This is a genomic window from Synechococcus sp. A15-62 (genome assembly GCF_014280075.1).
Lineage (GTDB): Bacteria > Cyanobacteriota > Cyanobacteriia > PCC-6307 > Cyanobiaceae > Parasynechococcus.
The window spans coordinates 1,595,158-1,621,115 of sequence record NZ_CP047950.1; the positions used below are offsets into that span (position 1 = coordinate 1,595,158).

Sequence of the window (25,958 nt, forward strand, 5' to 3'; positions counted from 1 at the left end):
GCTGGGCAAAAGATTTTGGCCGTCACGATCTGCCAGAACTGCGGAAGCCGCCGGTTTCGTGCCGACCGATCCATGGCCGGTCGACTGGTCTGTCAGAACTGTGGCCTTGCGGCCGGAAGCCGAGCCGTGCGGTCTACACCGCGCACCAGCCGGCGCAACAACACAAAGCGCTGGCTGGTGATCCTGCTGATCGCGGTGATCGTGCTGGTGGTGGTCACGTCGTGAGCAGCTGCACCACCTCGGCCGTGTTCGCCGACAAGGGCTTGGCAGCCAATTGGTCGATGGCCTGACGCATGACCGTTTGTCGCTCGGGGCCGTAACTGGCGCAGCGGCTGAACACCTTGACCATCCGTGACGCGGTGATCGGATTGCGGGAATCGACCGCTGCAATCTGCTCCGCCATGAATCGGTAACCACTGCCATCGGCGGCATGAAATGCCTGAACATTGGCGGTGAATCCACCGAGAACAGCGCGAAGGGAATTGGGCGCAAGGGGATCGAAGCGCGGATGGTCCAACAGCTGTTGAACCCGCTCCAAGGCGTTGGATCTGGGGGCTGATGCCTCCATTGCAAACCAGGCATCCAGGATCACGGGCTTGTCTTGCCAACGCTCGTAGAACAGGGCCATCGCCTGCTCACGCTCAGCGCTCTCCTGCGGCAACAAGGCCCGCAAGGCTCCCCGCGCCAGGGTCATCGAGGGTCCGGAAACCGCTGCCAAGGCGTCCGCTTGCACGGTGTCATCGCCCGCCGCAGCAAGCCAGCGCCAGGCCAAGGCCGTCAGGGCACGGCCGCCCTGGCCAGCCGGCCAAGCCAGGGTCCAGTCAGTCCGGGCCAGCTCCAGGAGTCGTCGCAGGGACGACTGCAATTGAACGCCCAGCTCCTGGGTCCACGCCCGGAAGGCTTGATCCAGCGCCAGCGGATCCACCGGAGATTGCAACGCCTCCAGTTCCGCCATTCCCGGCAGCGCCAGCAGCGCCGCCAGGCCCATGCCATCACCACTGTCGTAGGCGCAGATCCGCTGATCGAGGGCCTGAATCAGTGCCGCCTCCACCGCAGGCTTCGGCTCGTTTTCAGCCCGGGCCAAAAGCACCTGGCGTGCGAGGCGCTGGGCAGCATCCCAGCGACAGAAGGAGTCATCATCGGAAGCCAACAGCTGCAGGCACTCCTCCAGCGGCTGCTCGAGACGCACGTGCACCGGCGCCGAGAAGCGGCGGAGCACCGAAAGGGCAGGAGGGGTGTCGCCCGGCTGACCCTGCAGGGTGATGCTGGCGCGCTCAGCCTCCATCACCAGCAGCTGCTCGTCACCCAAACGGCCTTGCTCACCCACCAGAGCCATGGCAACCGGCAGCACCAGGGGCTGTTTGTCCGCTTGTCCCGGAGTCGGAGGGGTCGCCTGGTGCAAGTCGACCGTCAGCTGACCAGATTCAGGGTTCCACTGACGTTCAATGCTGAGTTCCGGAGTTCCTGCCTGGTGATACCAGCGCTTGAAACGTTCCAGATCAAAGCCTAGGGGCTCGCCCTGACTGGTGGCACCATCAGCAATCGCCTGAACGAAGTCCTCCGTCGTGGCGGCCGTGCCATCGAAACGTTGCACGTAAACCTCCATTCCCTTCATGAACCGCTCTGGTCCAAGCAGGGTGTGCAGCATGCGAATCAATTCTGCACCTTTTTCATAGATGGTTGTTGTGTAGAAGTTATCGATGGCCTGGTATTCCGCTGGCTTCACCGGATGGGCCGTTGGGCCAGCATCCTCACGGAATTGGGTGTTGCGCAACATCGCAACATCTTCAATACGTTTGACCGCTTTGGAATGCAGATCTGCGGTGAAGCATTGATCCCGGAACACCGTCAGGCCCTCTTTGAGCGAAAGCTGGAACCAATCCCTGCAGGTAATGCGATTTCCGCTCCAGTTGTGAAAGTATTCATGAGCAATCACACTTTCGATGCGTTCAAGCTCAGCATCGGTGGCTGTTTCCGCATCAGCAAGAACAAGCTTTGAGTTGAAAATATTCAGACTCTTGTTCTCCATCGCGCCCATGTTGAAGTGACGGACGGCGACGATGTTGTATTCATCAAGGTCGTATTCAAGGTTGTAAACAGATTCGTCCCATTGCATGGATCGCTTCAACGAGGCCATGGCGTGGGCCGTAAAGGGTTCATCCCCCTCCTCCACATGCAATCGCAGGGTGACCTGCCGGCCCGATGCCGTTGTGTAGTGATCACGAATTTCCCTGAGGTCTCCAGCCACCAGGGCAAACAGATAGGAGGGCTTGGGGAAGGGGTCGTCCCAAGTGACCGCATGACGATCAGCGCCAACGGTTTCATTCCGTACGGCATTGCCATTGCTCAGCAGCACAGGGCAGCTGCTGCGGCTGGCCTCAATCCGCACCTGCCACCGGCTCAGCACATCTGGACGATCGGGGTGAAGACTGATGCGCCGGAACCCCTCGGCCTCGCACTGGGTGCTCAGCAGACCGCCACTGGCGTACAAGCCTTCGAGCGAACTGTTGGAGTAGGGATCCAGGCGGCAACGGGTCTCGAGCACAAACGGCTGGCCCGGCACATTGGGAATGAGGAGGCGTCCGTCGGTGAAGCTGTAATCCTCGGGCTGCAATGGCTCCTGGTCGATCGCCAGGGATTCGATGGCCAGATCGACACCGCAAAGCTCCAGAGGTTCACCAGGGCGACGCGGTTCAAGGCTCAGCCTGGACGCAACGACGACATGGTCGTCCTGGATGGTCACGTCCAGGGCGATGGTGGGGAGCTCGAAAGCCCATGGCGTGTAGTCCGCCAGACGAATCGATGCAGCAGCAGTCATGGCCTAACGACACGAGCACCGGATGATCCTGACGGATGAGCCTCAAAACCGGGATGTTTCTGCCGGAGTGTTTCTGCCAAAAACCCCGTTTCAAACGGCAGCAGACGACAGAACAAATAACCAAAAAAAACGTCTGACCGGAAGGGCCAGACGCTCAAAGGAATGAAGAGTGAGGAGAAATTATTTCTTGGAGGGCTTCAACGAGGCAGCAGCTTTCTCAAAGCGTTCTTTTTCTTTTGCGGGAACTGATTTAGGACAGAACTTCAGCGCTCCTCCAACAATCATGAAGCCGGCATTGTTGAGAAACTGCTTCTCAGGCAAGGGATCTTTGGAGCCAGGGAGCAGACCGCCGTGCTTGCCGTAGATCACATGCAACTGACCCGCAAGGGCAACCGCCAAAGACTTGCTGAAGTCGATCTTTTGCGCCCTTGCTTCACAGAAGGTGGCGATCGACATCACGCCGTAGGTGTTGACCTCCATGGCTGTGGCAGGAGTTGGCTTTGCCTTGGAGGCCTGAGCCAGAGCCGTGGCCGGTGACAGCAAGGGGGCTGCCAGAAAAAGAGCGGCGGCAGCAAATGAACGACGAATCACCTTGATTCCGGGCAGCGTCAATTTTCGAAACTTACCGCCCATGCCAAAGCTGGCTGAGGCTTAGGCGCGGTTGTTGAACTGGGCCATCAGCACAACGGCGCCGTTTAGTCGTCCTCGATCAATCGTCTTCGATCAGCGGCAGGGGATCGGACATTCGAATCTCGTGATGGTGCTCCACGATCGAGAGATCACCGTTTTCCCAGCTGTAGATGGCGCGATAGCGGTAGCGGTCCTGATCGACAAGGCGAATGTGCTCAAGGATGTCCCACTGCTGATAGTGGGATTCGAGGATGGTTTCGTGCTCATCCACCTGTCGCAGCCGGGTGCGCACCGGGTCTCCCGTCAAATAACCGCGACTTCTCTGGAGTTGATGGCCCCACAACGTGGCTTCCATCTCGCCACTGCGCTCAAACCAGGGCTTGCGAGCGAAAAATTCGTCGGAATGCTGGTCTTCTTGATCAGACCACCAGCTGAAGCGGTAGCGGCTCTCACCCACCTGGGGGTGCGCAAACGCCTCCATTTTCAGGTTCATGTCCAGATGGAGAACCTGATCGTCACTGAAGGTGTACTGCCGCCGGGAACGCCACAACCCCAGATTGCGGCCGAACCAGCGGCGCAGGTTGCTATCCACCTGAATCGAAGGCTGGGCAGCCTCTCCGCCGGGAACGGTCAGAGGAACACGGTTTTGCGCGGAAAAAAGCGACATGGACCGCGTCGATGACGCAACGGAGTGTTCCTGTTCGTCTTAGCGCTGCTGGCGCTGCAGTCAAAAACCCATAAGGTGAGCGTCGGTTTTTGCTGTCTTGCAGTCCGCGTGGTCAAGGACTCTCCCAAGACACGGCAAACACTGAAGCTATTGCTTGTGGCCGCACGACATCATCTGTCGGGTCAGGACCTCCGTGCCCTGGTGCAGTTCCTGGAACGGGAAGACCTGGGCTTCGAAGTCACACTGCAGGTGGCCGATCCCGCCCAGCAACCTGAACTGCTTGAGCTGCATCGCCTCGTGGTGACGCCAGCGCTGATCAAACTCTCACCGAACCCCAAACAGGTGTTCGCGGGAAGCAACATCCTTCAGCAACTCAAAGGATGGGTGCCCCGCTGGAAACAGGATGGTGTGGTGAGCGGCCTTGGCCTCAGCCTCAGACCGACCGAACTCGATGGAAGTCGCACCCAGAAGGAACTCCAGCTGGAAGATCAACTGCTGGTGCTGCGTCAGGAGAACGAGACGCTGATCGATCGCGTCAGCGCCCAGGAGCGCCTGTTGCGCATGGTGGCCCACGAACTGCGCACCCCACTCACGGCAGCGGCGTTGGCCCTGCAAAGCCAGAAGCTGGGCCAGATCGATATGGATCGCTTTCAGGATGTGATCACCCGGCGCCTGCAAGAGATGGAGGCCCTCTCGAAGGATTTGCTGGAGGTGGGCACCACCCGGTGGGAAACCCTGTTCAACCCGCAGCGGCTTGACCTGGCCAGCGTTTCAGCCGAAGTGATCCTCGAGCTCGAAAAATTGTGGCTGGGTCGCAACGTCGAAATCAAAACCGACATTCCCGCGGACCTGCCCAAGGTGTTTGCCGATCAGCGCCGCATGCGCCAGGTGCTGCTGAATCTCCTGGAAAACGCACTGAAATACACCGACGACGGCGGGCACATTTCGCTCACGATGCTCCACCGCACCAGCCAGCGGGTGGAAGTGAGCGTTTGTGACAGCGGCCCAGGCATTCCGGAAACGGAACAGCAGCGGATTTTTCTGGATCGGGTGCGGCTGCCGCAAACCTCCGACCAAACCACCGGCTACGGCGTGGGGCTGGCTGTCTGCCGCCGCATCGTTGAAGTGCACGGCGGCAAGATCTGGGTGGTGTCGGACCCTGGCGAAGGTGCCTGCTTCACCTTCACGGTGCCGATCTGGCAAGGACAAGGTGTCGAATGGGGTCAAGCTGTCTTGACGGAGGGTCCGACCAAGCCCTAGTGTTCATAAGTGATCAGGAGCACAGATAGCTCGCTGATTACGGCCTCGCCCCCATCGTCTAGAGGCCTAGGACACCTCCCTTTCACGGAGGCGACAGGGGTTCGAATCCCCTTGGGGGTATGACGTCATCATCGAACATGTTTTGGTGATGAATTGAGTACAAGTTCATCTTTTTTGCGGCGCTCTCCAGGCACTAGAACTTGCTGTTCGTTGAAGGCGGATTGAAATCTCTGAGATTTCGCTGTTCGATCAGCCGTTTCTGCGGTGGGCTTCCTGCACAACAGCATTGAGGTTGCTGGAGAGATCGTCCCGCAGCCGCTCCTCGATCAGACCGATCGGCATGCCAAGACAGCCTTGAACCTTCAGCTCGTACAGCAATGAACTGCCGTCAGGACGATGACGGATCTGCCAGGAGCCTTCAAAACGTCGGAAATCACCTTTCACCATGCGGAACTGCAGGAGCCCGTCCTGGCGGTATTCCGTCAGCTCCAACTGAACCTGGGCTGAGAAGCGAAGCCCCAGCAACTGCTGACTGCCCACCTGTTGGAGCCGCACCGTCTGCCCCTGGCGCTGGATCAACTCACTGGTGCTGAGGTTGGGGATGAAACGGGACAGATTCTCGTAATCCGTCAGCACATCCCAGAGCAGCTGAACGGGCAGTGAGGATTTGAGTTCAGCGGCCAGACGACGCGTCCCTTGGGGCAGCCGCTCCATGGTCTGCTCAATCGCAGTCACTGAATCTGCGGAGGTTTGAAGCCCTCGTCCAAACATTGTCTGGGGGAAAACCAAAAGAGACGCCGAGATGAGGGGCCGAACTTGAGGATCTTAAGGAGGTCGCCTGAATCACATCAGATTCTGTTCCGAACAGCAACCTTTTTGTGTGAAATCAAAGGCCACGCCTATAGTCGCGCCACCAATGGCAGGTGATTTCAATGCGGGTGTCCAATGCAGCGACAGAGCACTGCAATGAGGCTCTGTTCACTGTCGTGGCAAGTGGCCCCCAGGTCGGCTCACAACCGTCTGTGGTTCAGACCTACACCGTTGGGATGAACCAGTTTTCCGCACTTTTCAAACGATTGGGTGCCTCTGGCGCCAAAATCCTGTCTGTGAATGGTCAGGAAGTAGAGCGACAAGCTTCTCCTGTTGCCACCACCCCGGCACCTGCCAAAAAACCCGCCAAAAAACCCGCCAAAAAAGCCGTGACGTCAAGCGCCCCGAAGAAGAAGCCCCACGCCGACGTTCCGGTTAACACCTACAAGCCCAAAACACCGTTCATGGGAACGGTCACCGAGAACTACTCCCTACTTCAGGACGGTGCGATCGGCCGTGTGCAGCACATCACCTTCGATCTGGCCGGCGGCGACCCGCAGCTGAAGTACATCGAAGGCCAGAGCATCGGCATCATTCCCGAAGGAGAAGACGCCAACGGCAAACCCCATAAGCTGCGCCTGTACTCCATCGCCAGCACCCGCCACGGCGACAACCTGGAAGGCAACACCGTCTCCCTCTGCGTTCGCCAGCTCGAGTACAAGAACGACGCCGGTGAGCAGATCTACGGCGTGTGCTCCACCTACCTCTGCGATATCGAACCCGGCACCAAGGTGAAGATCACCGGTCCGGTTGGCAAGGAGATGCTTCTGCCTGACGATGAGGACGCCAACATCATCATGCTGGCGACCGGCACGGGCATCGCTCCGATGCGCACCTACCTGCGTCGCATGTTCGAGCCCCGCGAACAGGAGGCCAACGGCTGGAAATTCCGCGGCAAAGCCTGGTTGTTCATGGGCGCACCCAAAACCGCCAACCTGCTCTACGACGAGGACTTCCTCCACTACGAGAAGGAGTACCCCGACAACTTCCGCTACACCAAGGCGATCAGCCGGGAACAGCAGAACGCCAAGGGCGGCCGGATGTACATCCAAGACCGCGTTCTGGAGCACGCTGAAGAGATCTTCGCAATGATCGAAGACCCCAAGACCCACGTGTACATGTGCGGTCTGCGCGGCATGGAGCCGGGCATTGACGAAGCCATGACAGCCGCCGCGGCCGCCAAGGGTCTCGACTGGGCCGAACTGCGTCCCCAGCTCAAGAAGGCCGACCGCTGGCACGTGGAAACCTATTGATCGATCCAGCTCTGATCAATCAGCCATCAATCGTTTCCAGTCCACCCCGCGGGGTGGACTTTTTTTTGGGTTGGCAACAAACGCTGACACCAACACGGAAACAAAGCGGCGAGTCCATGTCTGTTGCCGGTTCCGTGCCTAAACCAGCGTCAGAAGCCTGGACACTCCATGGTCGCCACGATGACGAACCCCCTCAGGGTTGGACTGCGTCAGGAGCGCGTGATCGCGCCCCAGTGTCTGGTGATCTTCGGCGCCAGCGGTGATCTGACCCACCGCAAGCTGGTGCCAGCCCTGTTTGAACTGTTCAAGCAACGGCGTCTGCCCAGTGAGTTCGCCCTGCTGGGCTGTGCCCGACGGCCGTGGAGTGACGAGGAGTTCCGCGGAAAGATGGCGGAGGCACTCGCCAGCACGATCGAGGACGATCCCCAGGCCTGGGAGCAGTTCGTCGGCAAACTGTTCTACGAACCCGTTGACCTTCAACAACCACAGGATGTGGTGCGGCTGGGCACACGGCTGGAGCAGATCGATCAACAGTGCGCCACCCGCGGCAACCGCACCTTCTATCTCTCCGTTTCCCCGAAGTTCTATGGCAGTGGTTGCCGTTCACTGGCCGACGCTGGCCTGTTGAAGGACCCCAAACGCAGCCGCGTGGTGATCGAAAAACCCTTCGGACGCGACTACGGCAGTGCCCAGGCCCTCAATCGTGTGGTGCAGGCCTGCGGTCAGGAGAACCAGATCTTTCGCATCGACCATTACCTGGGCAAGGAAACCGTCCAGAACATCATGGTTCTGCGCTTTGCCAACACGATCTTCGAGCCGATCTGGAACCGCAATTACATCTCCAGTGTTCAGATCACCGCCGCTGAAACGGTTGGCGTGGAAGAACGGGCCGGGTACTACGAATCGGCCGGTGCCCTGCGGGACATGGTGCAGAACCACCTGACCCAGATGCTGGCGATCACCGCCATGGAACCGCCAGGGCGCTTTGACCCAGAAGCCATCCGCAACGAAAAAGCCAAGGTGCTGCAGGCCGCCCGCCTGGCCGATGAACTCGAACCCTGGAACTGCTGCATCCGCGGCCAGTACGGACCCGGGGGTTCAGCCGAATCGCCCCTGGCCGGATACCGCCATGAACCCGGTGTGGATCCCAACAGCACCACCGAGACCTACGTGGCGATGAAGCTGTTCATCGACAACTGGCGCTGGCAGGGGGTTCCGTTCTATGTGCGCACCGGCAAACGGCTGGCCAAACGCACGAGCGAGGTGGTGCTCACCTTCCGTGAAGCACCGGTGCATCTGTTTGATGCAGCAACCGGGGGACCCACCGCCAATCAACTGATCCTGCGCATCCAGCCCGATGAAGGGGCTGAATTCCGCTTCGAGGTGAAGTCACCCGGATCTGGCATGCGCAGCCGCCCCATCGACATGGAGTTCTCCTACGACGAATCTTTCGGAGAGCCCTCCGATGAGGGCTATGTGCGGCTCCTGGCTGACGCCATGCTCAGCGACCCCACCCTGTTCACCCGCAGCGATGAGGTGGAAGCGGCGTGGCGGCTCTACACCCCGCTGCTGGAACTGATCGAAGACAGCCCCTGGCAGCTACCCGTTCATCCCTACGAATCCCGCACCTGGGGACCGGCCGCAGCGGACGCCCTGCTGGCGAAAGACGGACTGCTCTGGCGACGCCCCTGATAACGCACCTTCACAGCCCTGGTTCTCAGCTCTCCACGTCTCGTTCATCGGTCACCATGTCTCCTCAGCTCACCCTGCAAACCCCGCTGGAACTGGCCCCAGCGGAGGTGCCCCACTACCTCGAACAGCTCTGGTCCCCCGAGCAGCAGGGCAGCACAGGCACAGGGGCCAACACCTTCTGCCTGCTGATCTGGCAGCCCGCCTGGGCCGAGCAGCAATTGATCCGCAGTGGTCGTCTGTCGGGGCCGATCACCGGACAGCAGTCCGCCCCCTTGATTGCTGCGGCACGCCAGGCGGTGCTGGACGCCGACCTTCCCCTCAGCACGCCGCCCCTGGATGGGACCGTGGTGAAGGCGGTGGCTGATTTTCAGGGACAGGCCAGTGCGGAAGACCTGCGTGGGCAGTACATCGATCCAGCCCTAAGCGCGCTGATGCCGCGACGCCTGATCACCCTGGCGCCAACCATCGATGCGGGGCAGCCCCTCGAAACACTCGTGGCCGCCTACTGCCCGCTGCCTGAGGAAGGGGGCGGTACCGCCGCCTGCGGCGATGTTGTGGTTCTGCGGGGCGGCCATAGCGCCCTGGGCGAAGGCCTGTCGATCCTCGAACCCTTGCTGCCGGCATCGATGCCCGCTTGGGTCTGGTGGAACGGCTGCATCGACGAAGCACCTGAGCTGATGCAGCGGCTCACCGGCGCACCACGCCGCCTGATCATCGACACCGCTCTGGGGAATCCCCATCAGTGCCTGGAGCTGCTGCGCAAACGCGTGGAGAGCGGCCAGGCGGTGAACGATCTCAACTGGCTGCGGTTGCGCAGCTGGCGCGAGACCTTGGCCATGGTGTTCGATCCGCCGCAACGGCGTGATGCCCTGAGCCACATCACCCGCCTCGACATCGATGTTGAGGGGCATCACCCCGCCCAAGGGCTGCTGCTGGCCGCCTGGATCGCCGATCGACTGGGCTGGACGCTGGTGTCGACCGCTGCGGTCGAGAACGGCACCACCGCACTGTTCAAGCGCTCTGATGGCACCGAGGTGAACTTCCAACTGATGGCTGTGCCAGCAGCTCAGCCCAACGTGCACGCCGGCCAGATGGTGGGACTGCGGCTGATTGCTGAACCGGAGAACGGCCAGGGCGTGTGCGTGATTCTCTGCGCTGAATCCGGGGGCTGCATGCGTTTGGAGGGGGGAGGCATGGCCAACCTCGAACTGCATGAAGAAGTCGTTCCCGTGCAGCACGACACCCCTGAAATGGATGTGGCCCGCCTGCTGGGCGGCGGTCACGACAGCACCAACCCCCTGCTGGCCGCTGCAGCTCCGCTGGCTGCCAGGCTGCTGGGCTGATCCGCGTCTGAGCCATGGCCGCTGTCATCGCTGCACCAGCCAGTGGCAGCGGCAAAACCCTGCTGAGCCTGGCGCTGTTGAGCTGGGCGCAGCAGAGCGGACGCCGAATCCAGGCCTTCAAGGTGGGACCGGACTATCTCGATGCCCAGCTGCTCAGCCAGGCCTCCGGTCTTCCCTGCCGCAATCTCGATCTCAATCTCTGCGGGGAAACCTGGGTTCGCCAGGCGTTTCACGGTTATGGAGGCGCCTCTGAGCTGACCCTCGTGGAAGGGGTGATGGGGCTCTTCGATGGCATCGGCAGCAGCAGCACCGGCAGCACGGCTGACGTGGCCCGCTTGCTGGACCTGCCGGTGGTGCTGGTGCTGGATGCCGGCGGTCAGGCCGCCTCCCTCGGCGCCATCGTGCGCGGATTCCGCGACCACGATCCCCAGCTGTGCATCGCCGGTGTGGTGCTCAACAAGGTCAGCAGCCCCAGGCACCGGGAGCTACTGGCCGAGGTGCTGGAGCGCATGGAAGTGCCGTTGCTGGGCTGCCTGCCGCGCAGCGAAGCCCTGGCCTTGCCGGGTCGTCATCTCGGCTTGGCCCCGGCCCATGAATTGGAAGACCCCGAGCAGCGACGCCAGGCCTGGGCCGCTCTGGCCAGCCAGCACCTGAACCTGGAACGCCTGATCCACCTGCTGCAGGCGCCCCGCCCCGAGCCGCATCCTTTGGCCCACATCCCCGTGGAGCAGGGCCAGCCCCTGCCGGTGGCTCTGGCCAGTGATGCCGCCTTTCACTTCCGCTACCAGGAAACCAGTGAACTGCTGGAGCACATGGGCATGCCTGTGCTGCGCTGGAGCCCCCTGGCCGATGAGGCCATCCCTGCAGACGCCAAGGGCCTGATCCTGCCGGGCGGTTTCCCCGAGCAGCACGCCGCCCAGCTCAGCGGCTGCACGCGAAGCCTGAGCTCGCTCCGTTCGTTCGTGCAGCAGCGACCGCTCTACGCCGAATGCGGCGGGATGCTGGTGCTCGGAAACCAGCTGACCGACCTCGATGGCACCAGCCACCGCATGGCGGGCCTGCTTCCCTTCACAGCCCAGCGTGGCCCGCTGCAGGTGGGCTACCGCCGGCTACAGGCGCGGCGGGACAGCCCAGTGGTGGAGAGCGGTCAGCAGCTGGTGGGCCACGAATTTCACCGCTGGGAACTGCACAGCAACCGGCCGGCCTCCGACAGATCAGTGCTGTGGGACATTGAAGGATGGAAAGTGCGTCGACATTCGGAAGGATGGGTCGATCAGACGGTTCACGCGAGCTGGGTTCACCTGCACTGGGCAAGCTCTACGACGATCTGCTCCCGATGGCGCGCCGCGCTCGAAGCCGGGGAGAAGCGATCTCAAAACGCTTCGTCAGCCGGCAGCAACCGCCGCGAATCCAACCCTTCTCCGAACGCTGGCGCTGGGTGATCGAAGGCCGCGTTCAGCGGGTGGGGTTCCGCGCCAGCTGCAATCGGCGTGCCCTGGATCTCGGCATCAGCGGCTGGGTGCGCAACCTGAGTGATGGCCGCGTGGAAGTGCAGGCCGAAGGGCCACCGCTGGCCTTGTCTGAACTGCGGGCCTGGTGCGAGGTCGGGCCGCCGGGCGCCCGGGTGGTGCGGGTGACCCCCAGCCAGCTCCCGATCACGGGCGACGACTGGTTTGAAGTGCGCTACTGAGACACAGTGCGCGACTGAGACATAGAGGCGAAAAGATTGGGAAGGAGCAGTCCGCGCTCCGCCCATCTCGCTACGGCTGAAGCAGGACCTTCGCGCCTGCCGCATGCTCCGCTTCGGATTTGTCCTGTTGATCACTGCGCTGCCCCTGCTCGGCATGGAGGCCATGAGCACGCGACGGGAGACCACCAAGCAGGTGTTCGATTCCGCGGCACAAGCCCTCAACGCCTGTCAAAGCTGGCGGCTCAGGGAAGGACAGTTTTCGGCCCTGATTCCCGCCGCTGCACCGGTTTCAACGCAGGCGCGGCCTGTGCAGACCGACATCCGCAGCTGCGAGGCCGATCTGGACCATGCGCTGGTGCTGGGACGCCGTTACAGCGTGGTGGCCGGCGTGCACTACAACAAAACGCTGCGGTCGCTGAACCGCCCGATCCAGCGCACCTTTCCTTAGATGCTGCCAGATGGCAAAACTGGCGACTGAAGCCCCTGGCGTTTCTTGAGCAACTTCCTCGACACCAAAGACAAAGCCTTCTGGAGAGCCCTGCTCGGCGTTGTGAGTTTGGGGGTGAGCATTGGTCTGGCGGCCCTGATCCTGCGACTCTGAGCTGAGCTCTGAGCAAGGCCCATGGCGGAACCCCGGATCTGGACGGAACTGCTGACCTACGGGCTTGGCGTGGCGCTGTCGCCTATCCACATCGTTCTGCTGCTGTTGCTGCTGCTGGACATGACCCATGGATCCGACCACCGCACCGGTCTGGATCTGATCGGCGGCGGAGCCTTGATCGCCCTGGGCAGTCGTGAACTGATCCGCGGGTTGCTGGATGACGGAACAGCCCCTGCCTGGAGCGGCGCCGTGGATCGTTTCGCCGCGATGCCGCTTCCCTTGCTGTTGCTGATCAGCAGCGTCACAGAAGTGATTAGTCCCGACGACCTGTTGCTGTTCGCGAAAAGCGCCGCCGTGATCCTCGCTGCGCAATTGGCCCTCCAGGAGGAGATTGCCTGCAGCATCGGCTTCAGCACCGCCGCCACTGCTCTGCTGCTGGTTCCGTTCCTGGCGGTGTTGATCGGACGCCAGCGGGTTCTTCCGCTGCTGCAACGCGGCAAAACGACCCTGCTACGCCGGGGGGAGCTGGTGGTGGGAAGCCTCAGCTTCGGGCTGGGCTCCTATCTGAGCTGGCAGGGCATCAGCGGTTTGATGATCAACTGATTCACTCGGAGTCCCGGGTGGTATCGAATTGGCGCTGCCAGGTGGCGCGCAGATCAGACGACGTCTCCCCGCCGAGCAACCAAACCCCCGTACGGGCCCGGGACACCGCGACGTAACAGAGCTGCTGGCGGATGGCTGGATCGGCCCGGAACACATCCGGGGCCACAAAAACATCCCCGAAACTGCTGCCCTGACTGCGGTGCACCGTTAGCACCGCCGCGGGGCCAAGGGACGCGAAGGCATCGCGAATCAGGAAGTACTGCCGCCAAATCGAGCGACCGTTTTTCTTGCCGGCATCACGGGCCTGCTTGCGCAGGCGCTGCATCACCGCATCGAGCTCCTGCCGACCGGAGCTGCCAATCGGTGGCTGCAGGCGCAGGGTGAGCTCCAGGTCCCCCGCATTCACCGATGCGGAAAGGGTCTCGATCACCGGCACAGGCCCATCGGCGGAGGAGAGGCCGAAATCCGCCAGGTCACAGGACTCCGGCTTGACGTCCCGCACCGTCACTTCGCGGTTGGAGCCCAGCACCATGTCGGGTTCTTCGCCGGCCTCTTCGCCATCCCTTGAGGCCGGGGCCATCACCGCCGTGCGACTGATCAACACCTCACCAGGCAGCACCGGCATCTGATCCGCCATCTCCCCATGGATGGCCCGGCGTGCATGGGGCACCAGACGATCCAAGGTGCGGTTCGTGTAACAGAGGATGCGTGCGGCATCGGGGTTGTCTTGCACCGAAGCCTCCCGCAAGGCACGCCGGGCCTGATCCAGCCACTCCCGTTGCACCAGGCTGCGCACCTGCCCCTGCGGGGATCGAATCGGCGGCAGCAGCGGCGGCATCTGGCAGGGCAGGCGCCCCTCCCGCAGACCGGCCGCCAGCTGCAGCACCGGGCCTTGATGGCGCACCACCTGGGTCAAGCTGGCGGAACAGGACCGTTGCATAGCAAACACGGGACTGTTCGGCTCGCCCACCGGGGGCAACTGGGCCGGGTCGCCGACGAACACCAGACGGGTCTTGAACGGATGGGCGCACTGGAGGGCGATGCCCAACAGGGTGCTGTCCACCATCGAGGCTTCATCAATCAGCACAAGGCCCAGGTTCTCCAGGGCCATGGCCGTCTGCTCAGTCGGTTCGCAGAGTTCAGCGTCGGCAGAGCGCTTGAGCTTCAGCCGCAGCAGGCGATGGATGGTGGAGGGATACCAGGTGGGTTGGAGACCCTCCAACTCCAAGGCCTGGCGCAGGACACCCACCGCTTTGTGGGTTGGGGCCACGACGGTCCAGCACAAACCGCTGGCCTCCACCTGGCGCAGCAGGCGCATGGAGAGGAAGGTCTTGCCGCTGCCGGCAAAACCACTGAGCACGAAGGGCGTGCCATCCACGGGCTGCTTCAGCCAGGCCGCAAAGGCGTCCGCCGCTTCCTGCTGATCAGCGGTGAGGTCCGCGGCAGCGGTCACCCCAGCCCAGCTCCAAGACCCGACAGCAAATGCAGCGGTGATCCCACAAATTCCAAACCGGGCAGAGCAATGGCGGGACCCATCAGGCTGCCCACCAGAACCTGCAGCCGGCTGTGTCCCAGGCTTTCCTTGAGGGGTTTCTCCGGAGCATCCGGCCAGAGTGAATCAGGCAGGCCATTGACCCGTTCCGCCGTCAGCCCGGCTGCGCGACGAATGCCACTGGCGTCGTACATGACAACGAACGCGACCATGGCCGCCAGGGCGAAGAGGGGGTGATCAAAGCCCAGTGTCCAGCCCACACAGGCCGCGGTTCCTGTGACCAGGGCGGAATGGCTCGACGGCATGCCGCCGGTTTCGATCAGCACTGCCGGACGCCAACGGCGATGCAGAAGCAACTCAAGGAACAGCTTCGACAGCTGGGCGACGCCGCAGGCCATCAAGCCCCAGGTGAGCGAACTGTTGTCGAAGAACTCCCGAAGCACCGCATGGGAAGGCGTGGCGTCGATCATCGGTCGCGGCTGGTGATGAAGTCGGCCAACGCCAGCAGGGGCACGGCCTTCTCGGCCCAGGGTTGAAGCGCCGCTTTCGCTTCGTTCACCAACACATCGGCCCGGCGACGGGACTCATCAAGCCCCAGAAGCTTGGGATAGGTGGTCTTGTCGGCAATGAGGTCCTTGCCTGCGGTTTTGCCCAGAACCTCGCTGCTGGCCGTGATGTCGAGGATGTCATCGATGATCTGGAAGGCGAGGCCGATCCCCCTGGCATAGGTGCGCAGAGCCTTGATTAACGCCTCATCAGCGCCGCCGATCATCGCCCCGGTGATCACACAGGCGCTCAACAGGGCTCCGGTTTTGTGGAGGTGGATGTACTCGAGAGTTTCGAGATCCACCTCCTTGCCCTCGCTTTCCAGATCCACCACCTGGCCGCCCACCAGGCCCGGGGCGCCAGCCACCAACGAGAGTTCTCCCACCACCTTGAGCAACCGCTCAGCCGGCACACCCGGACTGCGCAGCGCCACCATTTCGAAGGCGCGGGTCAGCAGGGCATCACCAGCAAGGATGGCCACGGCTTCGCCGTACACCTTGTGGTTGGTGGGACGACCACGGCGCAGGTCGTCGTCATCCATCGCCGGCAGGTCGTCGTGAATCAACGACATGGTGTGTATCATTTCCAGCGCCACCGCCGTGGGCAGGGCCTGCGTCGCTTCCCCGCCGGCCAGCTCACAGGCGGCGAGGCAGAGAATCGGGCGCAGGCGCTTGCCACCGGCAAGCAGCGAGTAGCGCATCGCTTCCCTGAGGGACTCCGGCCGCTCCGGACCGAGGGATCCATCGAGGGCCGCTTCCACCTGCTCTTTGGCCTTGCCGAGATAGGCCTTGAAATCGAACTCGGCGCTCATGGGCGGACCCTGGCTGGCGGGATTCTCTCAGGCCGAGCCCTTAGCTGCCGAGGGGAACCCAATCCATCGGATGGGGTGTTCGCATCTCGCGTCCCTTGCCCGGCGCCGTGGTGATGGCCAGGTCGTAGGAGACCGAATAGCGGGGGCTGCTTCCCTCATAGGGGCGTACTCGATGGCGCAGGTCTGAAGGGAACAGCAGAAGACGGTGGGGCAGCGGCGCGAACACCCCACAGGAGACCGCCGCGTCGCGGTAGGGAACCGCCATCACATGGCTGAAGTAATCGTCGGGCGCCTCAAATTCCAACTCCCCACTCTCATTGGCCGGATCCGTCAACACATAGAAAACAGCGCTCAACTGGGCGTTGCGGTGGCTGTGCAGATCCACTGTTCCGCCATTCCTTGCACACACCACAGGCCAGGCCTTTTGGATGTGGGCCATAAGACCATGATCCGGGCCCAACAGCGAGCGGAGATAGGCCGAAACATGCTCAGCCAACTGCGCGTTCAGCCACTGGAACGCATCCATGCGATGCAACTGATCGAGGCCGGCATGGCCCAGCAGATCGCCGGTGAGGTTGTTGCGATCGCTGAACTCAGGGTGCTGATACACCTGGGCATCGAACTGCTCCAGCTGCTGCTGCATGGCTGCGGCCGTGGCGGCATCCGGCTCAAGGTCCACCTGCAAAACGGGGGTGGGAAAGAGCCAGTGCAGCGCCATGGAACCGATCAGGGCACGAGATCGTCCAAATCATGGTCAAGGTTGTGGCGTCTGCACCAAGCCACAACGGTGTTCACCAGAAGCAGCGTCACCGTCATCGGTCCCACACCGCCAGGGACAGGCGAAAGCGCAGCCGCGATCGACTCGACCTCAGACGCACGAACATCCCCGCACAATCCGCCTTCCGGCTTGCGGTGGATGCCCACATCCACCACCGCCGCCCCCGGCCGCACGTGCTCGGCCCCGATGAACTCAGGACGGCCGGCTGCCACCACGAGGATGTCGGCCTCCCGGGTGTGGGCCGCCAGATCGGCCGTGCGGGAATGGGCGATGGTGACGGTGGCATTGGCCGCCTGAAGCATCAAGGCCATCGGCTGCCCCACAAGGATGCTGCGGCCGATCACCACAGCGCGCTTGCCCGCTGGATCAATGCCATTGCTGCGCAGCATCGCCATCACCCCGGCGGGAGTGCAGCTGCGCGGGCCCGGCTCCCCCTTGAGCAGCCGTCCGAGGTTGAGGGTGTGCAGACCGTCGGCATCCTTTTCAGGATCAATGGCCATCAGCAGCGGACCCTCATCAAGGCCGGCCGGGAGGGGCAGCTGCAGGAGGATCCCATCCACCTCAGGGTTGGCATTCAGCCGTTCAATCGTCTGCAGCACCTGCGCTGGAGGCGTTTCGCCGGGGAGGTGATCGCCAAAGCTGGCCACCCCGATCCGAGCACAGGCCTTTTCCTTGTTGGCGACGTAAACGGCGCTGGCGGGATCATCACCAACCCGCAGCACCGCTAAGCCCGGCGGTCGCCCCGCCTCGGCCAGACGCCGTTCGATCAGGGTTTGAAGACGATGCTCCACTTCCCTTGCCAGCACCTTGCCGTCCAAACGCAGGGCCATGGCATTCCCATGCACTCCGTCCAGCATGCCCTCTGGAGAGAGCTAGCGTTAAGCCGCTACAGGGTCCTTTTTGGTTCGCGTTCCTCGGCTGAGCAGCCTTTGGCGGAACTGGGTGCGGCTCGAAGGCCCAGGGGGACGACTGCTGCGCTGGACGCGACTTCAAACCCTCGTTGTTCTGCTGCTCTGCCTTTGCGTGGCCGCAGCCTCAAGCCTTCCCTGGCTTATCAAACCGAAACTTCAACCTGGATCGCTGGCCCCGTTTGAAGCCATCGCTCCAAAGGATGCCCTGGTTCAGGACAGCACGGCCCTCGAGCAGCAACGGGCCTCGCTGGTGGCGCGGTCGGTGGTGCAGGTCATTGATCAGGAGCAGACCCAGGCACTCAAACAACGGCTCGAGCAACAACTGCTGCAGCTGCAGGAGGTCACCAACACCGGATCCGGAGACCGGATCGGGCCGGTGAACCTCTCTGATCAAGAGAAAAAGTGGCTGGAACGACGCAGCGAAGGGGAGCATCTGGCCTGGGATGAGGCGGTGCGCAGCACCGCTGATCGCATGCTCAGCCAAGGGCTGGTGAGCAACCTGGCCATTGAGCAATTGCGCCAGGCCTCCGACCAGCAACTGAAGGCGGTTGCCCTGGAGCCAGCTGCGGCGCGCTCCCTGGCCGGCAAGGTGCTCACCAGTGCCCTGCGCGGCAGCAGCAACCTGCGCACCGACCCGAACTTGAGCAAACAGCTGATCGAGGAACAGCTGACCAAACAGGCCATCCCCACCATCGAGGTGCGCAAGGGGGATCTGATCACCCGCAAGGGCGAGACGATCAGCCCGCAGGCCTACGACGTTCTGGATTATTTCGGCCGCGTGCGCCGCGAACCCCAACCCTTGATCTGGTTCCAACGGTTCATTGAAGCCGCTGCAGCCTGCGCCGTGATGCTGCTGGTGATGCGGCGCGAACGTCCTGGACTGGAGGTGCGCCACGCCCTGCTGGCGGTGGGCCTGCTGCTGCTGGTGCAGGGAGCCAAGCTCTGGTTCAAGGGATCCGTGAGCCCTCTGGCCGTGCTGGTGGCGCCCACGCTGGTGCTGGCGGAAGGCCTCGGCACCGGCTGCGGGTTGGTCTGGATGGGGGTGGCCGCTCTGCTCTGGCCAGAACCCGTTCAGGGGTTGGGGGATGGTCGTCTGATTGTGGCGGCAACGGTGGCCGCCGCTGGGGCCTTGATCGCTGGCCGTCAGCGCAGCCGCGGCCAGCTGCTGCAACTGACGGTGCTGCTGCCGATCGGCGCCTTCGTTGGGCAGTGGCTGCTGCTGCAGCTGCAACCCTTCACCGGCCTGCGGCTCTGGGGAAATCTGAATCCAAGCCTGGATGAACTGGCCACCGATTCCTTTGTGCTCGGTGTTCTGCTGATGTTCAGCCTGCTGCTGATCCCGATGCTGGAGGGCTCCTTTGGCCTGCTCACCCGGGCGCGGCTGCTGGAGCTGGCGGATCAGGAACGCCCCCTGCTGCGCCGGCTCTCCTGCGAAGCCCCGGGAACCTTTGAACACACCCTGATGATCTGCGGCCTGGCGGAGGAAGGGGCGCGGGCGATTGGTGCGGATGTGGATCTGATCCGAACCGGCTCGCTATATCACGACGTGGGCAAACTGCATGCCCCTGACTGGTTCATCGAAAACCAGAAGGACGGCCCCAATCCCCACGACGCACTGGATGATCCCCAGGCGAGTGCAGCGGTGCTTCAAGCCCATGTGGATGAGGGGCTGAAGCTGGCGCGGCGCCACCGCCTGCCCCGGCCCATCGCCGATTTCATTCCTGAACACCAGGGCACCTTGAAAATGGGTTACTTCCTGCACAAGGCCCAGGAGCGCGGCGGGGTGGTTGAGGAGCGCCGCTTCCGTTACAGGGGCCCGGAACCTCGCTCCAAAGAAACGGCGATCCTGATGCTGGCCGACGGCTGTGAGGCGGCGCTTCGATCCCTCCCCCCCGACACCTCCGATGCCCAGGCGGTGGACACGGTGCGGCGGATTGTGGAAGCGCGGCAGCGGGATGGACAACTGCGCAAAAGCAGCCTCAACCGCAGTGAGGTGGAACTGGTGATTCGTGCCTTCGTGCAGGTGTGGCGGCGGATGCGCCACCGCCGAATCCCTTATCCGATCCCAGCCCGACGCTGACCGCAACATTCATCGGCGTTCCACGATTTTGCGCTGCAGCACGATGGCCGCAGGCATCAAGGTGATCAGATTGGCTGCCAGCACAGGGCCGTCGTTCACCAGCAGGCCATACAACGACCACAGCGCCACACCACTGGTGAACAAGGCATACATGCCCAGGGAAATCGCCTTGGTGTCACCACTGCGCAGCGTCTTCACCGCCTGCGGGAAAAAGCTGGCCGTCGTGAGGCCAGCGGCCAGGTAGCCAACCAGTTCAGCACTCGGTAGCAAACGGAACCTCCTGCGCAATCAGACGAACGCGTTGCTGGGTGAAGGGATGGCAAAAGCTCAGGGCCTGGGCATGCAGATGCAAGCGGCAGGATCGGCCGGCATCTCCGTAGATGGGATCGCCCACGATGGGGTGGCCCAATTCAGCCAGATGGGCCCGCAGCTGATGGGAGCGGCCCGTGAGCGGACGCAACCAGAGCCGCGTGCTGCGGGCACCAACGGTGCGGACCCTCCAGATCGTCTGGGCCAGACGTCCTTCGGGGTGGCTGCCGTAGCGCGGCGGTTGGCGCGACAGGCGCGCCAGGGGACTGGCGATGCAACCGCAGCCGTGGAGCTCCCCCTCCACATCTGCCTGGTAGAGCTTGTTGATCCGACGTTCAGCAAACAGGGCACTGAGCCGACGCAGAGCATCAGCACCGCGGGCCAGCAGCAGCACCCCTGAGGTGTCGCGGTCCAGGCGGTGAACCAGACGCAGGCGTTGATCCTGGCGCTGCAAGCGGGTGATCACGGAATCGCTTTGCTCGGGCCCCAGGCCCGGTTGGCTCAGCAGGCCGGCAGGCTTGTCGACCGCCATCAGCCACGGGTCCTGGATCAGCAGCTTCAAGGGGAGAGCCGCTTGGCGCAGTGTTTTTCAAACAAGGCCACCACCTGCTCCGCTGGCAGGGCCTGAATCAGCCGGGCTTCAGCCTCAACGTGATGCTGACTCGAGTGATACAGCTGCAACTCGTGAAAAGGATTGGGGTCCTGCTGGCGGGCCACCTCCACCTCACTGCTGAGCAAGGCCGCCGGCATCAGGTTGCCGCCATGGCACGACTGCATCACATGGGCTGATTCATGGGCCAGCACCACCCAAACCACGGCTGGATCGTCGGGCAGGTTGTTGCCGCACATCAACAGGGCCTGCTTGCCCTCATGGAAGGCCCCCAGCAAGCCCAAGGGGCAATCGGGTGCCACCAGGGCCTTCACGCCCGCCCGCTGCAGCAGCCGCAGGTAACTGGCGATGCGATCCCATGTGGATGCTTGAACAGCACTGCCCGTCAGCTGCAACACCAGCAGAGCCAACAGCGCAGCCCTGAAACCGCGACCCATCAAGCCAGGGACCACACAACAATCTCATTGGTCTCAAGATCGGCTCAAGTCGTCTCGAAACCACCGAAGTTCTTCAGATTTTCAGTCGCCAAGACGCTGTTCCACTGCGGCGACCTTCTCAGCGAACGACTGCTGCCGGTCGGTGCGGGTGTTGAGCTTGAGCGTTGTGTAGAGACGCGGGGCCCCCATGCCGTGCAACTTGGCATGACAAGCGCGCACACAGTCCATGACCTCGTCCCACGGGCCTTCGATCGCCGTGCCATTGGGCCCCAGCTGATGGGTCAGGCCCGTGGCAGCGATCACCCGCTCACAGGCGGCGATGTAGGGCGAAAGGCTGACACCCACACCGATCGGCACCATGCAGAGATCAATGCTGACCCACATCAGCCCGCCATCGCACTGGATCGGCTCAAGCAACTGACGGGGTAGTCGATCGTGCGCCAACTGCCGCTGTCAGTTCGCACTTCAACCGCAATGCCCTGCTGACCCATGGAACAGCGGGACCCTTGTCCCGTGCACCAATCACTGGCATCAGCGAGGGCCAGTTCCAACGTGTCGTAAGGAGCGTCGAGCACCGGATGCGGCTGACCGTCGAGGCCAACCAACCGGTAGCGGGAGCGATGCTTGGCCATCGCAGTCCAATCCCGGAAGTGTCACCATCTTCCCATGGTCATGGCCCGGCAGCATTCACACACTGGAATTCGAAACGTGGCGGAACGGGCATGAGTGAACAGCTGCAGCAGGCCTACAACGCCTTGATGGTGAAGGCTCCGGGTGCAGCGTTTCAAAAAGCACGGGCCCTGTATCTCAACAAATATCCACTTCCACAAGCCGATGGCAGTGCTCCGCTGCGGCTCTACGTCTGCGATGAGCAGCTGGAGGAATCGATTCAGCCCGCCAACGACGGCGATCCGAATCACCGCCTGGCGATTCTCCGCTCACGGCCGGGGCAGTTGGCCGTGGTTCACTGGCAGCACCCCGATGCGCCGGAACCGGAGCAACTGCGCCGCTACCTGCAGGACACCTGGTCGCTCAACCCGGACGAGCTGGAGATCGAGGTCCTCAGCACCCCCTGGTTCCGCGAGGGCGGGCATCAAAGCCGCTTTGCCGCACCCACGGGGTTGGGCTGGCAACAACAAACCCTATTAACGCTCAAGGAAGAAAAGTAAAAGGAACTCCGCAGAACGCGCGGAGGCGCCGAAACGCACCGCTAGCGATCAGTTAGAGCCCTCTCAGCCAATGCTCACCAAGTACGCCGAACGCTACGTGCTGCGGTCCTGTTCAGCCGGCGGTTATCTCGGCGTCAATCCCGTGGATCAACGCATCGAGCGGCAATCTTCCCCTGACAGCGCCTGGATCTTTCACACCCATGACGGTGCTGTGAACCACGCCCGTTGGATCGGCGAGGTGCACGGGGAAACACCGGACGTGGTGAAGCTGGATCAGTGACTGGATTTGTGAATTGATCTGTGAACTGAAAAGTGCTGGTGATCAGCCGTGGATGAAATTGCGCAGGCGCCGTGATTCAGCGGCTTGATCCTGCTGAAGCTCAGCCGCCGTTCGCACGTGGTGTTCACGCTGCTGTGCCGCGAAGACATCCGCCTCACTCAGGGCAAAGCCATGCTCTGCAGCAAGGCCGAGAAACCGCTCAAGGTCCATGGGCTGCGCGAGGGCCTCGGCCAGATCAGGGTCGCTGTCGCGAAGCGTCAGAAACCGATCCAGATCCTCAAGAGACATCCCTGCATCACTTGTTGCGTGCCTCCATTCAAGTCAGCATCGGCCCAAGTGGGGAGGCTGCATGCTGTTGAAACTGATCAGCTGCGGCAGCCTGGCCCTCGTAAGTGTTCTGGTGGTGACCCTGCTGCAGGGATTGCGGCAGCACAACCAACGCATCCACGCCCTGCAAGAACGGATCGATCAGCTGGAGGAACGCACGCCACCCCGGGCCCACAGCGACTTGCTCAGCCAACAGATGGGTGTGATGCAGGAACGCATGGATGCCTTCACGGCCATGCGCACCTCGACGGCTTAACCCTTCACCGCGTCCCCGCTGGCGTTGGGCAGGATGAAGCGCTGCAACAGCACGAACAAGACCAACACCGGCAGGATTGAGACCACCGAGCCTGCGGCAACAATCCGCCAATCCAGCGAAAAGCTGCTGGAGAGCTGCTGGAGGCCCAGAGGCAAGGTGTAGAGGGATGGGTCGTCGAGGATCACCAGGGGCCAGAGGAAGTCACTCCAGGTGCCGATGAACACGAACATCGCCAGGGTGATGAGATCGGCTTTGGCGGCGGGGATCATCACGTTCCACCATTCCCCCAGGCGGCTGCAGCCATCGATCCGTGCCGCCTCCTCCAGCTCCTTGGGAACGCCAAGGAAGCTCTGGCGCAACAGGTAGAGACCAAAAGCGGTGGCCGCCTGCGGAATCACCAGGGCCAGCAGGGTATTGCGCAGGCCCAGCTGCACCATCAGCAGATACAGCGGGATCATCACCACCTGAAAGGGGATCAGGATCGTGGCCACCACCAGCCCCAGCACAAGGCCCCGGCCGGCGAAGCGCAGCCGGGCCAGGGGGTAGGCAGCCAGGGAACAGAACAGCAGGTTGGCGAGCACCGCCAGGCCACTCACCACGGTGCTGTTGAACAGATACGTGGTGAGGGGATTGTCCTGAAACAGCCGCACGTAGGCATCGAAGCTCGGCTGGGCAGGCAGCAGAGCCGGTGGACTGCTGAAGATGTCTTCCGCCGGACCCTTGAGCGAGGTGCTCACCAACCAGAGCAACGGCGTTAGCACCAGCAGCGCCAGAAGAATCAGCAGGACCAGCTGAACAGCCCGGGCGGTGGAGGTGCGCATGGCGTCGGCTCTAGAGCGTCGGTCGGCTCTCCAGAACAACAGGATCCTTCTGCGGATGCAATGACTGGCGCTCCTCGCCGGCCACCAGGCGATTGAGGGCATTCACGAAGGCCATCCCCGCCGCCACCACCACATCGGTGTCGGCTGCGTGACCGGAGTAGAGCGCACCATTGCGGCGTAGGCGGATGGTCACATCGCCCATGGCATCAATACCCTCGGTGACCGACTTAACCGAGAACTCAATCAATTCATTGGGCACACCCGCCAGATCATTCAAGGCACGGCAGACGGCATCCACCGGACCTGTACCCACCGCCGAACCTGTGGTCTCACTGCCCTCTTCATCCAGAAGGGTGACGGTGGCGGTGGGGCGCAGGCTGCTGCCGCAGCTGACCTGCACCAGCTTGAGCTGGAAACGGGCTTCCGGCTGCTGCACCTGTTCACTGACGATCGCCTCCAGATCACGGTCAGTGATCTCGCGCTTGCGGTCGGCGAGTTCCTTGAAACGGGCGAAGGCCTCATCGAGATCCTCACGGGTGAGGTCGTAGCCCAGTTCTTCCAGACGGGCGCGAACGGCACTGCGGCCGCTCAGCTTGCCGAGGGAGATGCGGTTGTCGGACAAGCCCACGGTCTGGGCGTCGATGATTTCGTAGGTGAGCCGATTCTTGAGAACGCCGTCCTGGTGGATACCGGATTCATGGGCGAAGGCATTGGCACCAACGATGGCCTTGTTGGGCTGCACCACCATGCCGGTGAGGTTGGACACCAGCCGTGAGGTCTTGGTGATCTCTTCGGTGCGCACGGCCGTGAGCGGCGTGGGGCTGTATTCCTCCCGGCCCAAAAAGGGGTTGTAGTAACGCCGCCGCACATGCAGCGCCATCACCAACTCCTCGAGCGAGGCATTGCCGGCCCGTTCGCCGATGCCATTGATCGTGCATTCGAGCTGACGGGCACCGTTCTTGACCGCCTCCAGGAAGTTCGCCACGGCCAGGCCGAGATCGTTGTGGCCGTGCACCGAGATCACCGCCTCGCCGATGTTGGGCACGTGCTGATTGATCCCTGCGATGAGCGCGCCGAACTCCGACGGTGTCGTGTAACCGACGGTGTCGGGAATGTTGATCGTGGTGGCGCCGGCAGCAATCGCCGCCTCAATCACCTCATAAAGGAACTCCGGGTCGCTGCGGCCAGCGTCTTCACAGGAGAACTCAACGTCTTCCACCAGAGAACGGGCGTAGCTCACCATCTCGGGAACGATGCCGAGCACGTCGGCACGGCTCTTACGCAGCTTGTGCTCGAGGTGGATGTCGCTTGTGGCGATGAAGGTGTGAATACGGTGGCGCGGTGCGGGAGCGACAGCATCGGCACAGGCTTTGATGTCGGCCCTTGAGGCACGGGCCAGGCCGCAGATGATCGGGCCGTTGTAGCCACCCACCTGCTGGGCGATCCGCTGCACGGCGGCGAAATCCCCGGGACTGGCGAAGGGGAATCCCGCCTCGATCACATCCACGCCGAGCCGCGCCAGCTGCTGGGCAATGGCCAGCTTTTCCTCCAGGTTGAGGCTCGCCCCCGGTGACTGCTCACCATCCCGAAGGGTGGTGTCAAAAATCAGGACGCGACCTGGGTCCTTGGCCATGGAAGGGGCTCCAACGGAGGTCTTAGTCGGAATGACTATGAGTTAACCCATCCTAGTTCAGCCCCTGGGAT

Annotated in this window: 30 protein-coding genes and 1 tRNA gene; 14 read left to right on the forward strand and 17 right to left on the reverse strand. The window is 62.6% G+C overall.

The genetic code is table 11. The annotated features are described in order from the left end of the window. Positions 1-15: 15 nt before the first annotated feature. A complete protein-coding gene (locus SynA1562_RS09220) occupies positions 16-225 on the forward strand; it encodes a transcriptional regulator (protein WP_186493630.1) in 210 nt (69 codons plus the stop codon). Here SynA1562_RS09220 and pepN read toward each other — a convergent pair. The 3 genes from pepN to SynA1562_RS09235 form a co-directional block, all read right to left on the reverse strand. Then, a complete protein-coding gene (pepN, locus tag SynA1562_RS09225) occupies positions 215-2,818 on the reverse strand; it encodes an aminopeptidase N (protein WP_186493631.1) in 2,604 nt (867 codons plus the stop codon). The genes SynA1562_RS09220 and pepN overlap by 11 nt on opposite strands. Before the next feature lie 180 nt (positions 2,819-2,998). Next, a complete protein-coding gene (locus tag SynA1562_RS09230; RefSeq protein WP_255445626.1) occupies positions 2,999-3,430 on the reverse strand; it encodes a cAMP phosphodiesterase in 432 nt (143 codons plus the stop codon). Between the two features lie 97 nt (positions 3,431-3,527). After that, on the reverse strand, positions 3,528-4,115 hold the full coding sequence (locus tag SynA1562_RS09235; protein ID WP_186493632.1) for a hypothetical protein: 588 nt from the start codon (positions 4,113-4,115) through the stop codon (positions 3,528-3,530). A gap of 108 nt (positions 4,116-4,223) precedes the next feature. Here SynA1562_RS09235 and SynA1562_RS09240 point away from each other — a divergent pair, with 108 nt between their 5' ends. Both SynA1562_RS09240 and SynA1562_RS09245 read left to right on the forward strand, forming a co-directional pair. Then, entirely contained in the window at positions 4,224-5,375 is a 1,152-nt protein-coding gene (locus SynA1562_RS09240; RefSeq protein WP_186493633.1) for a histidine kinase, read from the forward strand. 47 nt (positions 5,376-5,422) lie between these two features. Further along, positions 5,423-5,495, forward strand: a tRNA-Glu gene (locus tag SynA1562_RS09245). A gap of 129 nt (positions 5,496-5,624) precedes the next feature. Here the strand turns inward: SynA1562_RS09245 and SynA1562_RS09250 are convergent. Then, positions 5,625-6,146, reverse strand: coding sequence for an SRPBCC family protein (locus SynA1562_RS09250; protein ID WP_186493634.1), 522 nt, complete (start codon positions 6,144-6,146; stop codon positions 5,625-5,627). Positions 6,147-6,307: 161 nt separating this feature from the next. Here SynA1562_RS09250 and SynA1562_RS09255 point away from each other — a divergent pair, with 161 nt between their 5' ends. From SynA1562_RS09255 to SynA1562_RS09285, 7 genes are all read left to right on the forward strand, one after another. Beyond that, positions 6,308-7,498, forward strand: coding sequence for an FAD-binding oxidoreductase (locus SynA1562_RS09255; protein WP_186493635.1), 1,191 nt, complete (start codon positions 6,308-6,310; stop codon positions 7,496-7,498). Between the two features lie 168 nt (positions 7,499-7,666). Then, a complete protein-coding gene (zwf, locus tag SynA1562_RS09260) occupies positions 7,667-9,190 on the forward strand; it encodes a glucose-6-phosphate dehydrogenase (protein WP_011364868.1) in 1,524 nt (507 codons plus the stop codon). A gap of 56 nt (positions 9,191-9,246) precedes the next feature. Then, entirely contained in the window at positions 9,247-10,533 is a 1,287-nt protein-coding gene (locus tag SynA1562_RS09265) for a glucose-6-phosphate dehydrogenase assembly protein OpcA (RefSeq protein WP_186493636.1), read from the forward strand. Between the two features lie 14 nt (positions 10,534-10,547). Next, entirely contained in the window at positions 10,548-11,975 is a 1,428-nt protein-coding gene (locus SynA1562_RS09270; protein ID WP_186493637.1) for a cobyrinate a,c-diamide synthase, read from the forward strand. Then, positions 11,942-12,223: an acylphosphatase gene (locus SynA1562_RS09275; RefSeq protein ID WP_255445784.1), complete on the forward strand. Its 282-nt coding sequence runs from the start codon at positions 11,942-11,944 to the stop codon at positions 12,221-12,223. Before SynA1562_RS09270 ends, SynA1562_RS09275 begins: the two co-directional genes overlap by 34 nt. A gap of 103 nt (positions 12,224-12,326) precedes the next feature. Beyond that, positions 12,327-12,671, forward strand: a complete 345-nt coding sequence (locus tag SynA1562_RS09280; RefSeq protein WP_186493639.1) for a hypothetical protein — start codon at positions 12,327-12,329, stop codon at positions 12,669-12,671. Between the two features lie 174 nt (positions 12,672-12,845). After that, positions 12,846-13,427 (forward strand): GAP family protein, encoded by a 582-nt coding sequence (locus SynA1562_RS09285; protein ID WP_186493640.1) that lies wholly within the window; start codon positions 12,846-12,848, stop codon positions 13,425-13,427. Between the two features lies 1 nt (position 13,428). On the opposite strand, the gene SynA1562_RS09290 is transcribed toward SynA1562_RS09285, so the two are convergent. Genes SynA1562_RS09290 through folD form a run of 5 tightly spaced genes read right to left on the reverse strand, consistent with a single transcriptional unit; the run spans position 13,429 to position 17,884 of the window. Then, complete coding sequence (locus SynA1562_RS09290; RefSeq protein ID WP_186493641.1) at positions 13,429-14,880, reverse strand: ATP-dependent RecD-like DNA helicase; 1,452 nt, start codon at positions 14,878-14,880, stop codon at positions 13,429-13,431. Continuing rightward, positions 14,877-15,389 carry a divergent PAP2 family protein gene (locus SynA1562_RS09295; protein WP_011364875.1) on the reverse strand — a complete coding sequence of 171 codons (513 nt, stop codon included), beginning with the start codon at positions 15,387-15,389 and terminating at the stop codon, positions 14,877-14,879. Before SynA1562_RS09295 ends, SynA1562_RS09290 begins: the two co-directional genes overlap by 4 nt. Further along, positions 15,386-16,276 carry a geranylgeranyl diphosphate synthase CrtE gene (crtE, locus tag SynA1562_RS09300; protein ID WP_186493642.1) on the reverse strand — a complete coding sequence of 297 codons (891 nt, stop codon included), beginning with the start codon at positions 16,274-16,276 and terminating at the stop codon, positions 15,386-15,388. Before crtE ends, SynA1562_RS09295 begins: the two co-directional genes overlap by 4 nt. A gap of 40 nt (positions 16,277-16,316) precedes the next feature. Then, positions 16,317-16,994, reverse strand: a complete 678-nt coding sequence (locus SynA1562_RS09305; protein ID WP_186493643.1) for a TIGR02466 family protein — start codon at positions 16,992-16,994, stop codon at positions 16,317-16,319. A gap of 8 nt (positions 16,995-17,002) precedes the next feature. Further along, a complete protein-coding gene (gene folD / locus SynA1562_RS09310; protein ID WP_186493644.1) occupies positions 17,003-17,884 on the reverse strand; it encodes a bifunctional methylenetetrahydrofolate dehydrogenase/methenyltetrahydrofolate cyclohydrolase FolD in 882 nt (293 codons plus the stop codon). Positions 17,885-17,954: 70 nt separating this feature from the next. Between folD and SynA1562_RS09315 the strand changes: the two genes are divergently transcribed. Then, positions 17,955-20,045, forward strand: a complete 2,091-nt coding sequence (locus tag SynA1562_RS09315) for an HDIG domain-containing metalloprotein (protein WP_186493645.1) — start codon at positions 17,955-17,957, stop codon at positions 20,043-20,045. A 9-nt stretch (positions 20,046-20,054) separates the two neighbouring features. On the opposite strand, the gene SynA1562_RS09320 is transcribed toward SynA1562_RS09315, so the two are convergent. The 5 genes from SynA1562_RS09320 to SynA1562_RS09340 form a co-directional block, all read right to left on the reverse strand. Then, positions 20,055-20,315, reverse strand: coding sequence for a SemiSWEET family sugar transporter (locus SynA1562_RS09320; RefSeq protein ID WP_186493646.1), 261 nt, complete (start codon positions 20,313-20,315; stop codon positions 20,055-20,057). Further along, entirely contained in the window at positions 20,299-20,886 is a 588-nt protein-coding gene (locus SynA1562_RS09325; protein ID WP_186495385.1) for an RluA family pseudouridine synthase, read from the reverse strand. Before SynA1562_RS09325 ends, SynA1562_RS09320 begins: the two co-directional genes overlap by 17 nt. Before the next feature lie 26 nt (positions 20,887-20,912). After that, positions 20,913-21,401 (reverse strand): hypothetical protein, encoded by a 489-nt coding sequence (locus SynA1562_RS09330; protein ID WP_186493647.1) that lies wholly within the window; start codon positions 21,399-21,401, stop codon positions 20,913-20,915. 81 nt (positions 21,402-21,482) lie between these two features. Further along, positions 21,483-21,785 carry an MTH1187 family thiamine-binding protein gene (locus tag SynA1562_RS09335; RefSeq protein ID WP_186493648.1) on the reverse strand — a complete coding sequence of 101 codons (303 nt, stop codon included), beginning with the start codon at positions 21,783-21,785 and terminating at the stop codon, positions 21,483-21,485. Continuing rightward, positions 21,785-22,033 (reverse strand): hypothetical protein, encoded by a 249-nt coding sequence (locus tag SynA1562_RS09340; protein WP_011364884.1) that lies wholly within the window; start codon positions 22,031-22,033, stop codon positions 21,785-21,787. Before SynA1562_RS09340 ends, SynA1562_RS09335 begins: the two co-directional genes overlap by 1 nt. A 90-nt stretch (positions 22,034-22,123) precedes the next feature. Here SynA1562_RS09340 and SynA1562_RS09345 point away from each other — a divergent pair, with 90 nt between their 5' ends. Further along, entirely contained in the window at positions 22,124-22,570 is a 447-nt protein-coding gene (locus SynA1562_RS09345; RefSeq protein ID WP_186493649.1) for a hypothetical protein, read from the forward strand. Between the two features lie 70 nt (positions 22,571-22,640). Next, positions 22,641-22,850, forward strand: a complete 210-nt coding sequence (locus SynA1562_RS09350; RefSeq protein WP_186493650.1) for a hypothetical protein — start codon at positions 22,641-22,643, stop codon at positions 22,848-22,850. A 42-nt stretch (positions 22,851-22,892) separates the two neighbouring features. On the opposite strand, the gene SynA1562_RS09355 is transcribed toward SynA1562_RS09350, so the two are convergent. After that, positions 22,893-23,138 (reverse strand): Nif11-like leader peptide family RiPP precursor, encoded by a 246-nt coding sequence (locus SynA1562_RS09355; protein ID WP_186493651.1) that lies wholly within the window; start codon positions 23,136-23,138, stop codon positions 22,893-22,895. 61 nt (positions 23,139-23,199) lie between these two features. On the opposite strand from SynA1562_RS09355, the gene SynA1562_RS09360 reads away from it, so the two are divergent. Next, complete coding sequence (locus SynA1562_RS09360) at positions 23,200-23,433, forward strand: hypothetical protein (protein ID WP_186493652.1); 234 nt, start codon at positions 23,200-23,202, stop codon at positions 23,431-23,433. Here SynA1562_RS09360 and SynA1562_RS09365 read toward each other — a convergent pair. Continuing rightward, positions 23,430-24,254 carry a carbohydrate ABC transporter permease gene (locus SynA1562_RS09365; protein ID WP_186493653.1) on the reverse strand — a complete coding sequence of 275 codons (825 nt, stop codon included), beginning with the start codon at positions 24,252-24,254 and terminating at the stop codon, positions 23,430-23,432. The genes SynA1562_RS09360 and SynA1562_RS09365 overlap by 4 nt on opposite strands. Positions 24,255-24,264: 10 nt before the next feature. Further along, positions 24,265-25,887, reverse strand: coding sequence for a 2-isopropylmalate synthase (locus SynA1562_RS09370; protein WP_186493654.1), 1,623 nt, complete (start codon positions 25,885-25,887; stop codon positions 24,265-24,267). Between the last annotated feature and the right edge of the window lie 71 nt (positions 25,888-25,958).

Bases quoted from the DNA above. Each gene is read 5' to 3' on its own strand.
- SynA1562_RS09350 (WP_186493650.1), top strand. From the start codon at position 22,641: ATGCTCACCAAGTACGCCGAACGCTACGTGCTGCGGTCCTGTTCAGCC.
- SynA1562_RS09330 (WP_186493647.1), bottom strand. From the start codon at position 21,401: ATGGGTCGCGGTTTCAGGGCTGCGCTGTTGGCTCTGCTGGTGTTGCAG.
- SynA1562_RS09325 (WP_186495385.1), bottom strand. From the start codon at position 20,886: ATGGCGGTCGACAAGCCTGCCGGCCTGCTGAGCCAACCGGGCCTGGGG.
- SynA1562_RS09365 (WP_186493653.1), bottom strand. From the start codon at position 24,254: ATGCGCACCTCCACCGCCCGGGCTGTTCAGCTGGTCCTGCTGATTCTT.
- SynA1562_RS09255 (WP_186493635.1), top strand. From the start codon at position 6,308: ATGCGGGTGTCCAATGCAGCGACAGAGCACTGCAATGAGGCTCTGTTC.
- SynA1562_RS09250 (WP_186493634.1), bottom strand. From the start codon at position 6,146: ATGTTTGGACGAGGGCTTCAAACCTCCGCAGATTCAGTGACTGCGATT.
- SynA1562_RS09340 (WP_011364884.1), bottom strand. From the start codon at position 22,033: ATGGCCAAGCATCGCTCCCGCTACCGGTTGGTTGGCCTCGACGGTCAG.
- SynA1562_RS09335 (WP_186493648.1), bottom strand. From the start codon at position 21,785: ATGTGGGTCAGCATTGATCTCTGCATGGTGCCGATCGGTGTGGGTGTC.
- SynA1562_RS09345 (WP_186493649.1), top strand. From the start codon at position 22,124: ATGAGTGAACAGCTGCAGCAGGCCTACAACGCCTTGATGGTGAAGGCT.
- zwf (WP_011364868.1), top strand. From the start codon at position 7,667: ATGGTCGCCACGATGACGAACCCCCTCAGGGTTGGACTGCGTCAGGAG.
- SynA1562_RS09235 (WP_186493632.1), bottom strand. From the start codon at position 4,115: ATGTCGCTTTTTTCCGCGCAAAACCGTGTTCCTCTGACCGTTCCCGGC.
- SynA1562_RS09355 (WP_186493651.1), bottom strand. From the start codon at position 23,138: ATGTCTCTTGAGGATCTGGATCGGTTTCTGACGCTTCGCGACAGCGAC.
- SynA1562_RS09280 (WP_186493639.1), top strand. From the start codon at position 12,327: ATGCTCCGCTTCGGATTTGTCCTGTTGATCACTGCGCTGCCCCTGCTC.
- pepN (WP_186493631.1), bottom strand. From the start codon at position 2,818: ATGACTGCTGCTGCATCGATTCGTCTGGCGGACTACACGCCATGGGCT.
- SynA1562_RS09285 (WP_186493640.1), top strand. From the start codon at position 12,846: ATGGCGGAACCCCGGATCTGGACGGAACTGCTGACCTACGGGCTTGGC.
- SynA1562_RS09360 (WP_186493652.1), top strand. From the start codon at position 23,200: ATGCTGTTGAAACTGATCAGCTGCGGCAGCCTGGCCCTCGTAAGTGTT.
- crtE (WP_186493642.1), bottom strand. From the start codon at position 16,276: ATGAGCGCCGAGTTCGATTTCAAGGCCTATCTCGGCAAGGCCAAAGAG.
- SynA1562_RS09370 (WP_186493654.1), bottom strand. From the start codon at position 25,887: ATGGCCAAGGACCCAGGTCGCGTCCTGATTTTTGACACCACCCTTCGG.
- SynA1562_RS09265 (WP_186493636.1), top strand. From the start codon at position 9,247: ATGTCTCCTCAGCTCACCCTGCAAACCCCGCTGGAACTGGCCCCAGCG.
- SynA1562_RS09295 (WP_011364875.1), bottom strand. From the start codon at position 15,389: ATGATCGACGCCACGCCTTCCCATGCGGTGCTTCGGGAGTTCTTCGAC.
- folD (WP_186493644.1), bottom strand. From the start codon at position 17,884: ATGGCCCTGCGTTTGGACGGCAAGGTGCTGGCAAGGGAAGTGGAGCAT.
- SynA1562_RS09270 (WP_186493637.1), top strand. From the start codon at position 10,548: ATGGCCGCTGTCATCGCTGCACCAGCCAGTGGCAGCGGCAAAACCCTG.
- SynA1562_RS09305 (WP_186493643.1), bottom strand. From the start codon at position 16,994: ATGGCGCTGCACTGGCTCTTTCCCACCCCCGTTTTGCAGGTGGACCTT.